Origin of the sequence: Streptomyces bobili, from assembly GCF_002154575.1 — a bacterium.
GTDB classification, from domain to species: Bacteria; Actinomycetota; Actinomycetes; order Streptomycetales; family Streptomycetaceae; genus Streptomyces; species Streptomyces bobili.
This window is the reverse complement of the sequence record NZ_MUBA01000064.1, coordinates 1-9,589: the sequence shown is the minus strand read 5'-3', so window position 1 is coordinate 9,589 and position 9,589 is coordinate 1. Positions and strand designations below refer to the sequence as shown.

The 9,589-nt window shown below is 72.8% G+C and carries 8 protein-coding genes and 1 pseudogene; 5 read left to right on the top strand and 4 right to left on the bottom strand.

Features of this window, described 5'->3' with window-relative positions:
- On the top strand, positions 1-1,860 hold a 1,860-nt coding region (locus tag BZL64_RS06005; RefSeq protein ID WP_244205225.1), incomplete at its 5' end, for a hypothetical protein.
- Positions 1,861-2,009: 149 nt separating this feature from the next.
- Here BZL64_RS06005 and BZL64_RS06000 read toward each other — a convergent pair.
- Together BZL64_RS06000 and BZL64_RS05995 are read right to left on the bottom strand one after the other, a co-directional pair.
- On the bottom strand, positions 2,010-2,843 hold the full coding sequence (locus BZL64_RS06000) for a transglutaminase family protein (protein WP_086766884.1): 834 nt from the start codon (positions 2,841-2,843) through the stop codon (positions 2,010-2,012).
- On the bottom strand, positions 2,840-3,850 hold the full coding sequence (locus BZL64_RS05995) for a GNAT family N-acetyltransferase (RefSeq protein WP_086766882.1): 1,011 nt from the start codon (positions 3,848-3,850) through the stop codon (positions 2,840-2,842). Before BZL64_RS05995 ends, BZL64_RS06000 begins: the two co-directional genes overlap by 4 nt.
- 140 nt (positions 3,851-3,990) lie before the next feature.
- Between BZL64_RS05995 and fdxA the strand changes: the two genes are divergently transcribed.
- Positions 3,991-4,311 (top strand): ferredoxin, encoded by a 321-nt coding sequence (gene fdxA, locus BZL64_RS05990; RefSeq protein ID WP_086766880.1) that lies wholly within the window; start codon positions 3,991-3,993, stop codon positions 4,309-4,311.
- Between the two features lie 137 nt (positions 4,312-4,448).
- Positions 4,449-5,570, top strand: a complete 1,122-nt coding sequence (locus tag BZL64_RS05985; RefSeq protein ID WP_086766878.1) for a bifunctional succinyldiaminopimelate transaminase/glutamate-prephenate aminotransferase — start codon at positions 4,449-4,451, stop codon at positions 5,568-5,570.
- Between the two features lie 55 nt (positions 5,571-5,625).
- On the opposite strand, the pseudogene BZL64_RS05980 reads toward BZL64_RS05985, so the two are convergent.
- Both BZL64_RS05980 and BZL64_RS05975 read right to left on the bottom strand, forming a co-directional pair.
- A pseudogene (locus tag BZL64_RS05980) lies at positions 5,626-6,122 on the bottom strand (ATP-binding protein).
- Positions 6,123-6,419: 297 nt separating this feature from the next.
- On the bottom strand, positions 6,420-7,415 hold the full coding sequence (locus BZL64_RS05975) for a VldE C-terminal domain-containing protein (RefSeq protein WP_086766876.1): 996 nt from the start codon (positions 7,413-7,415) through the stop codon (positions 6,420-6,422).
- Positions 7,416-7,509: 94 nt separating this feature from the next.
- Between BZL64_RS05975 and dapE the strand changes: the two genes are divergently transcribed.
- Both dapE and BZL64_RS05965 read left to right on the top strand, forming a co-directional pair.
- Entirely contained in the window at positions 7,510-8,589 is a 1,080-nt protein-coding gene (gene dapE / locus BZL64_RS05970; RefSeq protein WP_086766875.1) for a succinyl-diaminopimelate desuccinylase, read from the top strand.
- A gap of 113 nt (positions 8,590-8,702) precedes the next feature.
- Positions 8,703-9,461, top strand: coding sequence for an LOG family protein (locus BZL64_RS05965; RefSeq protein ID WP_086766873.1), 759 nt, complete (start codon positions 8,703-8,705; stop codon positions 9,459-9,461).
- Positions 9,462-9,589 lie beyond the last annotated feature (128 nt).

Genomic DNA, 9,589 nt, shown 5'->3' with positions numbered 1-9,589 from the left:
CCGGCCGCACCCTCCGCCCCGTCCGCGACCGGCGCCAACTCCGGTGCGCCCGGCGGCGTACGTCCGGGTGCCGGGCGGCCCGGCGGTGTGGTCGGCTCCATGAGCGCCCCCGGCGCCCCGCGTCCCGGGGGCACCAACGGCGCCGGGATGTCCGGCGCCACCGGCGGCCCCGTGGCTCCCGGGCACGGCGGCGGTACCGGCTCCTTCGACGTGACCGAGGCGCTCGCCGCGGGTTCCCACGGCAACGGCACCCGCCCGACGCAGGGTGGCGGTCAGGCGCAAACCGCCGGCCCCACGCAAGGCGCCGGTCCGGCGCAGGGCAGCCCGGTGCCGAGGCCTATGCAGAGCGGCCCGATGCAGGGCGGTCCGTCGCAGGGCGGCGGCTCCGAGCCGCGCCGCGACGACCTGCCGTACTTCGACGGCAGCGGGAACGGCCAGAACGGCTACTACGCCGGGCCGAACGGCCAGGGCGGAGGTCCCGGCGCCCCCGGCGGCCCGCACGACTTCAACGGGCCGGAAGGCCCCGCCGGCCGTGGCGGCCGGGGCGGCCCGCAGGGCCCCGCGGGTCCCACCGGCGGCCCGGTCACCGGTGACGGCCCGATGGTGCCGCCGCTGAACGCCGGCGCCCTCCACCACCCCGGCGGCGGCCTCAGCGACGACACCGCGATCCTCACCCCGCAGCAGCCGGCTCCCGAGCCCGGCCCCGGCGGCTACGGACGGCACGACAACGTCTCCGGGCACACCGTCACCAGCGGCATCCCGGTCGTCCCCGCGACCGGTCAGGGACCCGGCCAGGGACCCGGCCAGGGCGGGCCGTTCGCGCCCGGCGGGCACCCCGACGGGCCGCTGCCGCACACACCGCCCAAGGCGCCCGCGCCGGTCGCGCAGAACGCGCCCGCCGCCGACTCGAAGAAGAAGAAGGGCCGCAGCAAGCTGGTCCTCCTCGGCAGCCTGGTGGTGGTCGCCGCGGCCGGCGCCTACGGGGCCGGGCTGCTGATGAACCACTCCGACGTGCCCAAGGGCACCACCGTGCTCGGCGTCGACATCGGCGGCGGCACCCGCGACGACGCCGTCAAGAAGCTCGACGACGCCTTCGACAGCCGGGTGAACCAGCCGCTGAAGCTGTCCGTGGACGGCGGCACCGTCACCCTCAAGCCGGACCAGGCGGGCCTTCAGTTCGACATGCAGGCCACCGTCGACGCGGCCGCCAAGAGCGACTACAACCCCGTCTCGGTGATCGGCTCGCTGTTCGGCGAACACCGTGAGATCGAGCCCGACATGCCGGTCGACGAGGAGAAGCTCCAGGCGGCCCTGGAGGCCGCCGCGGGCGGCACCGGCTCGGCCACCGACGGCACGATCACGTTCCAGTCCGGCAAGGCCGTCGCCGTCTACGGCAAGGCGGGCAAGGGCATCGACGCGGCCAAGGCCCAGGCGGCCGTCGTGGAGGCCTACCGCGGCCAGGTCGAGACGGGCACGCCCACCGCGGTGAAGGTGCCGACGAAGGCCAAGCAGCCGACGGTGTCCGACGCCGAGGTCGACCGGATGATGAAGGAGTTCGCCGAACCGGCGATGTCCGCCAACGTCACCGTCCAGACCGACGCCGCGCACTCCGTCCCGATGAGCCCGAAGAACTCCCTGTGGAAGTTCCTGGGCGTCAAGGCCATCGACGGCAAGCTCGTCGAGAAGTACGACGAGGCCGCGCTGAAGGAGCTGTACGGCGGCGCCTTCGACGGTGTGCTGATCACCCGCGGCAACGGCCAGAAGACGCCCGTCACCGTCCAGGACGTGATCAGCGCCCTGCGCCCGGCGCTGACGAGCAAGACGGACCGGCTCGGGATCATCGACACCGACCCGAGCTGACGCGAGACAGGCACTCCAGGCCACAAGGGCACCCGGCATCCACGCCGGGTGCCCTTCGCGTGTACCGGACGCCGCCGCGTGCCGCTGTGATGCCCTGTACCGGACATCGCCCCGCAACCCCTGTCGCTGTGAACCCCCTGGGGCGGGCCTCAGTTCAGCAGGGCCCGCGCCGCCCGTGCCTCCTGCCGGACCCGATCGGCCAGCGTCGCGTCCACCACCTCCACCAGCCCCGCGTACTCCTCCATCTCCTCCGCGCCCTCCACGAACTGCCCGCGCTGCGCCAGCAGTTGCCCCCGCTCGTAGCGAAGGCGAGCCGGATGGGACGGCAGCAGCAGCGCCAGCTCCACGGCCCACAGGGCGACATCGGACCGCTCGGGCCGGGCCGCCGCCCACGCCCGGATGTTGTTGAGGATCCGCCGTACGACGTCCAGTGTCTCCGCCGGGACCAGCATCGAGGGTTCCAGCGGGGCCCCCGTCGCCCCCGTCACCAGCAGCTCGGCGTCGTGCCCGGTCAGCACCCGGCCTCCGTCGAAGGGATCGACGAGCACCTGTTCCTCCGGGGGGCCGAAGCCGACCACGAAGTGCCCCGGCAGGGCGACGCCGTACACCGGGGCCCCGGCCCGCCGCGCGACCTCGATCCACACCACGGACAGCAGGATGGGCAGCCCCCGCCGCCGTTCCAGCACCTGATGCAGCAGGGACGACTCCAGCCGCTCGTAGTCCGCCGGGGAACCGCCGAACCCGAGCCGCTCACCGAGCAGCTCGCGCAGCGCGAGAGCCCACGCGCGCGGCCCGTCCGGCCGGAACGGCACCTGTCCCGCCAGCGAGTCCAGTCCGACCTGCGCGGTGTCCAGCCCTGCCTCGTCCAGCGTCCGGTCCGCCGCCGCGCCCACCAGCAGGCACAGCAGCGAGAGGTCGGGCCGCTCGGACCGCGCCTCCTCGGCGAACCGCCGCCGCAGCTCCGAGGGCTCGAGTCCCGTCACGTCGTACTCGCCTCCGGCTCCCGGTAGTGGTGGTAGGCGTGGTGCGCCCCGAATCCCATCCCGGCGTACAGCGCCCGCGCCCCCGCGTTGTCCGCCTCGACCTGGAGCCAGGCCGCCGACGCGCCCTCCTCCAGCGCCCGGCGCGCCAGCGCGGCCATCACGACCGTGGCCAGGCCCCGCCGCCGCTGCCGCGGGTCCACCTCGACCGCCGCGAACCCGGCCCACCGCCCGTCCACGACACACCGCCCGATGGCGGCGGGCGCCGCACCCTCACCGGGCACGGACGCGAACCACACGGACGGCCCGTCGGCCAGCACCTTCAGTGCCACCTCGCCGATCCCCTTGCGCTGATACCGGGCCAGCCACGCCTCGTCGGCCTCCCGCGCCAGCACCACACCCCCGGCCTCAGCCTCCGCGAGGTCGGCGACGGGCGCCAGCGCCCCGATCCACAGCTCGGCGGTCACCTCCCGCACCCACCCCCGCCGCTCCAGCTCCGCGCACAGCGGCTCCTGGGTCCCCTCGGCGCCGGTGGCGGTCTGGATGTACGCCGGCAGGCCCCGGTCGCCGTACCAGCGCCGTACGACGTCCAGGGCCCCGTCGAGGGGCAGGCCGGGGTCGCCCAGCGGGAGCACGGAGTTGGCGCGGCGGGTGAACCCGGAGGCGGCCCGCAGTTCCCACTCGCCGAGCCGCTCGCTCTCCACGGGACGCCAGGCGCGTGCGCAGACGCGGGCGAGTTCCTCGTAGGAGGCGGCCGGGCCCCGGCGGCGGGCCGGAGCGGCCGGGACGACCTTCCCGGCGACCAGGGAGGATTCCGTGATGCGGACGCTCTCGCCACTCTTCCGTGTGATCAGCAGCACACCGTTGTCCCATGATGTGAGAACACCGACCGTGTCGGTGAATTTCCCCTCGGTGACCCCAGGTTCGCTCAAGCGCCGCACGGAGACGCGTTTACCCACGTCAGCGGCGGTGATGCGAACCTCGAGACGTCCGGCGGCCGAGATTTCCACAGGTCGGTTCACCCCTCCTGTTCGGATCATTGCCAAGAACGGAGATACTAGGGGCGGGCATCGACGACGCCGCGCTCCCGCGCGCCAGGCGGCGGAGCCTGAGGAGGCCCGCCGGCGCCCTATCGAGGAGGAACGACAGCGTGACCTACGTCATCGCGCAGCCTTGTGTCGACGTCAAGGACAAGGCATGCATCGAAGAGTGCCCGGTCGACTGCATCTACGAGGGCCAGCGGTCCTTGTACATCCACCCGGACGAATGCGTCGACTGTGGTGCCTGTGAGCCGGTATGCCCGGTCGAGGCGATCTTCTACGAGGACGACACTCCGGAGGAGTGGAAGGACTACTACAAGGCGAACGTCGAGTTCTTCGACGAGCTGGGCTCGCCCGGCGGTGCCAGCAAGCTGGGTCTGATCGAGCGCGACCACCCCTTCGTCGCCGCGCTGCCGCCGCAGGCCGGGTAACCAGCAGAGCGGCCCGTATCGACGCGCCGCCTCGGTCCCGTACGGCCTGATCGCCCAAGATCGCCGTACGGGGCCGAGGCGTTGCCGTATCCGTCTCATGGCCGTGTCCGTGTCCGTCAGAGAGTGAGCCAAGAACCGTGTCCGCAGTCTCCGACCGTCTTCCCACCTTCCCCTGGGACAAGCTGGAGCCGTACAAGAAGACGGCAGCGGCGCATCCCGGCGGGATCGTCGACCTCTCCGTCGGCACTCCGGTCGACCCGGTCCCCGAGCTGATCCAGAAGGCGCTGATCGACGCGGCGGACTCCCCGGGCTATCCGACGGTCTGGGGCACCCCGGCACTGCGCGACGCGATCACCGGCTGGCTGGAGCGGCGCCTGGGCGCCCGTGGGGTCACCCACCGGCACGTCCTGCCGATCGTCGGCTCCAAGGAACTGGTCGCCTGGCTCCCCACCCAGCTGGGCCTCGGCCCCGGGGACAAGGTGGCCTTCCCGCGCCTGGCCTACCCGACGTACGAGGTCGGCGCCCGGCTGGCCCGCGCCGAGTACGTGGCCTACGACACCGAGACATTCGCGGCTGACCCCGCGGGCACCGAGCTGGACCCGACGGACCTCAAGCTGCTCTGGCTCAACACCCCGTCCAACCCGACCGGCAAGGTCCTCTCCAAGACCGAGCTGACCCGGATCGTGGCCTGGGCCCGCGAGCACGGCGTCCTGCTCTTCTCCGACGAGTGCTACGTCGAACTGGGCTGGGAGGCCGACCCGGTCTCCGTCCTCCACCCGGAGGTCAACGGCGGCTCGTACGAGGGGATCGTCTCGGTCCACTCCCTGTCGAAGCGTTCGAACCTGGCCGGCTACCGCGCCGCCTTCCTGGCCGGTGATCCGGCGGTCCTCGGCCCGCTCCTGGAGATCCGCAAGCACGGCGGCATGATGACGTCGGCGCCGACCCAGGCGGCGGTCGTGGCGGCCCTCTCCGACGACACTCACGTCCACGAGCAGCGCGAACGCTACGCGGCCCGCCGCACCCTCCTGCGCGAGGCCCTCCTCGCCCACGGCTTCCGCGTCGACCACAGCGAGGCCAGCCTCTACCTCTGGGTCACCAGGGGCGAGTCCTGCTGGGACACCGTGGCCCACCTGGCGGCCCGCGGCATCCTGGTGGCCCCCGGCGACTTCTACGGGCCGGCGGGCGCCGAGCACGTACGCGTGGCCCTGACGGCGACGGACGACCGGGTGCGGGCTGCCGTGGAACGCCTGAAGGCGTAGGAACGAGGGCGGGGCCCAGGGAAGACCCTGGACCCCGTCACCGTTGAAGCGGTGCTCAGCCGAGCGGCAGGCCGTTCACCGGCAGCGTGCCCGCACCCGGCAGCCCACCCTGCGTCAGCGACTCCGTGGGCAGCCCGCCCTTGGTCGCCGTGGACGCGGTGTCCCCGACGAGATCGCCGGCGGAGCCCGCCGCGGTGCCGGTCGCCTCACCGGCGGCCTTCTGCGCGGCNNGCCGCGGGAAAGACCGGCGGCCTTCTGCGCGGCCGGCGTCACCTTCTTCACGGCCTTGCCGCCGGTCTTTCCCGCGGCCGGCAGGGCCTGCTCGACCGTCTTGCCACCGGTCTCGCCCGCGGTCCCGGTGACGTTCTGCGCCGCGCTGTCGACCGTGTTGCCGACGCTCGCCCCGTCCAGGGCGGTCAGACCGCCCAGGTTCGGGGTGGCGGGCAGGTCGGGGGCAGCGCTGGCGGAGCCGGCCGCACCTACACCGGCAGCAGCTCCCGCGGCGACAAGCAGTGCGACACGGGCGATCCTGCGGGTCAGGGGGAGGGACATGATGCTCCTTCGACGGGAGAGAAAAAGAACTGTCTATGCGGTCTGTCCGGGCCCGGACGCACTGACTACCGCTCGAACCCCGCGAAGGTTGCGGACGGCCGACGTAAAGAGTTGGTAATGCGTCGCATAATCAGCTCTGGATAAAAACGGGCGAAAGCCGCCCGATATGAAAGTCCGCAAAACCCGCGGAGCCCTGTGTTCCCAAGGCATTCGCCCACCTCGACGGTGACGGCACGAAAACCTGAGCGCACCGCCGTCCGGTGCCCCACCCATTACCCGTCGGAGTGAATACCCGTACTACTGCGCGGTGACGATCCGTACGCTCCCGGAGCCACCGCCCGCGCCCGTGGCCTCGGCGCCGGCTCCTCCGGTGGCCCGCCACGTGCTGCCGGTGGTGCCGGCGACCCACTCCCGGCCGGCGTAGGTGACGCGCTGGATGCGCAGCGCGGAGGCGTTGGCCACCGCCCAGTGCGCGAGCTGCCAGCCGCGTTCGGCGGCGTCGCGTCCGTCCGCGGTCGTGTCCTCGGCCACGGGCAGCGTCACGGTCCGGCCGTCGGCCTCGGTGACCGGAGGGTCCGCGTCCGCGGCGGAGGCCTCCTCGTCGCCGACCTCCGCTCCCGCCTGCTGGAGCGCGTCCCGCCCGAAGTCCCGTACAAGGGCGGCGCGGACCGCGTCCGGGCCGGTGGCCGTCGCGGTGGCGGTCGTGGCGTCCGGGCGGCCCTCGCAGGTCAGCGAGGCCGCGGAGGTCCCGGTGAGCGCGGCGGCCAGCAGTGTCGCGCCCGGCTCGTGCTTGGCGTACGCGTCCGGGTACCCGCTGCGCTGGACCCGCTGTGCGGCGACGGTGAGCGGCAGTTCGGTGTAGTCGCGCACCTTGGCGAGGTGCTCGTAGAAGATGTTCGCCGCGTACGCCGGGTCGGTGACCTCCTGCGCGCTGCCCCAGCCCTGCGAGGGCCGCTGCTGGAAGAGGCCGAGCGAATCCCGGTCGCCGTGGTCGAGGTTGCGCAGCGCCGACTCCTGGAGCGCGGTCGCCAGCGCGATCGTCACGGCCCGCTCGGGCATGTTCCGGTTGGTGCCGACGGCCGCGATGGTGGCCGCGTTCACCGCCTGCTCCGGCGTGAACTCGTACGCCGTCGAGGTCCCGTCGGCGGAAACGACTCTGCACCCCCGGTCCCCGGCGCCTCCGGTGACGTACTGGACCACGACGTAGCCCGCGACGGCGGACAGGACCACGCAGGCCGCCCCGCATCTCAGGAGACGGCCGCGGCGCTTGGGAGAGGGTGACGGCTCTGGCACGCGTACAAGGTACTGGAGAGTACGGAAACCGGGGAGGCCTGTGTGCAAGGTGGGTCCGGGCGGGGTGAGCGGTCGGCGCGTTAGGGTCGACGGCATGGCCGAGACCCCGCTTGACCTCACGCTGGACGCCGCTCTGCTCACCGCGCAGCTCGTCGACTTCCCCTCCGAGAGCGGCACGGAGAAGCCGCTCGCGGACGCCGTCGAGGCGGCCCTGCGCACGCTGCCGCACCTCACGGTGGACCGGCACGGCAACAACGTGATCGCCCGCACCCGCCTGGGCCGTCCCGAGCGGGTGGTCCTCGCCGGCCACATCGACACCGTCCCGATCGCCGGCAACGTCCCGTCCCGGCTGGACGCGGACGGCGTCCTGTGGGGCTGCGGCACCTGCGACATGAAGGCGGGCGTCGCCGTCCAGCTCCGCATCGCCGCCACGGTCCCCGCCCCCAACCGGGACCTGACCTTCGTCTTCTACGACAACGAAGAGGTCGCCGCCGACCTCAACGGCCTCAAGCACGTCGCCGAGACCCACCCGGACTGGCTGGAGGGCGACTTCGCGGTCCTCCTGGAGCCCTCCGACGGCCAGGTGGAGGGCGGCTGCCAGGGCACCCTGCGGGTCCTGCTGAAGACCAGGGGCGAGCGGGCCCACTCGGCGCGCAGCTGGATGGGCTCCAACGCGATCCACGAGGCCGCCCCGATCCTGGCCCGCCTCGCCGCCTACGAGCCGCGCCACCCGGTGATCGACGGCCTGGAGTACCGCGAGGGCCTCAACGCCGTCGGCATCACCGGGGGAGTGGCCGGCAACGTCATCCCCGACGAGTGCGTCGTGACCGTCAACTTCCGCTACGCGCCCGACCGTACGCCCGAGGAGGCCATCGCCCACGTCCGTGAGGTGTTCGCCGGCTGCGGGGTGGAGGAGTTCGTCATCGACGACCACAGCGGGGCGGCCCTGCCCGGACTCTCGCACCCCGCCGCGGCGGCCTTCATCGAGGCCGTGGGCGGTACCCCGCAGCCCAAGTACGGCTGGACCGACGTGTCCCGCTTCTCGGCGCTCGGCGTGCCGGCCGTCAACTACGGTCCCGGCAACCCGCACTTGGCGCACAAGCGGGACGAGCGGGTGGAGACCGCGAAGATCCTGGCGGGGGAGGAGCGGCTGCGGGCCTGGCTGACCGCGTGATCGCGGGGCATCCGTGCCCAGGGGCGCTGTACGGCGGACACGCCGACGTCCCCCGCCCGTAACCCGCGTAGATCTACGCTGAGGTGGAACGACTGCAAGCGGAGGGAGTTCACATGGCTACAGGCAACCCGGAGGGCAAGCGGCGGCCACCGGAGGAACAGCGCCTGGGACCCGTCCTCCGGAGGCGGGATCAGGTACAGGCGAGCACCACGGACCAGCGGCTGCTGGACGAACGCGCCCCTTCCGACTGGGTCCACACCGACCCCTGGCGGGTCCTGCGCATCCAGTCCGAGTTCATCGAGGGCTTCGGCACCCTGGCCGAACTCCCGGCCGCCATCAGCGTGTTCGGCTCCGCCCGTACGCCGGTCGACTCCCCGGAGTACGAGGCGGGCGTACGGCTCGGACGCGCGCTGGTGGAGGCCGGCTGGGCGGTGATCACGGGCGGTGGCCCCGGTGCCATGGAGGCGGCCAACAAGGGCGCCTGCGAGGCGGGCGGCGTCTCGGTGGGCCTCGGCATCGAACTGCCCTTCGAGCAGGGGCTGAACCCCTACGTCGACATCGGCCTGAACTTCCGCTACTTCTTCGTCCGCAAGATGATGTTCGTGAAGTACGCGCAGGGCTTCGTCGTCCTGCCCGGCGGCCTCGGCACCCTGGACGAACTCTTCGAGGCCCTCACCCTCGTCCAGACCCAGAAGGTCACCCGCTTCCCGATCGTCCTCTTCGGCACGGAGTACTGGGGCGGCCTGATCGACTGGCTGAGGAACACCCTGATCGCCCAGGGCAAGGCCTCGGAGAAGGACCTCCTCCTCTTCCACGTCACGGACGACGTGGAGGAAGCGGTGGCGCTGGTCTCGAAGGAGACCGGCCGCTAGAGACGGGCCGCTGGAGACCGGCCGTTGGAGACCGGTCGTTTCGGCAGCCAGGTCCGGGACGGGAAGGGACGGCGGGGGCGAGCGGGATCTACGCCAGCCCCCGCCGTCCCACCGCCGGCCCCCGCCAC

Excerpts from the sequence above, each read along its gene's own strand:
- dapE (WP_086766875.1), top strand. The coding sequence starts at position 7,510 with ATGGCCGAGACCCCGCTTGACCTCACGCTGGACGCCGCTCTGCTCACC.
- BZL64_RS05965 (WP_086766873.1), top strand. The coding sequence starts at position 8,703 with ATGGCTACAGGCAACCCGGAGGGCAAGCGGCGGCCACCGGAGGAACAG.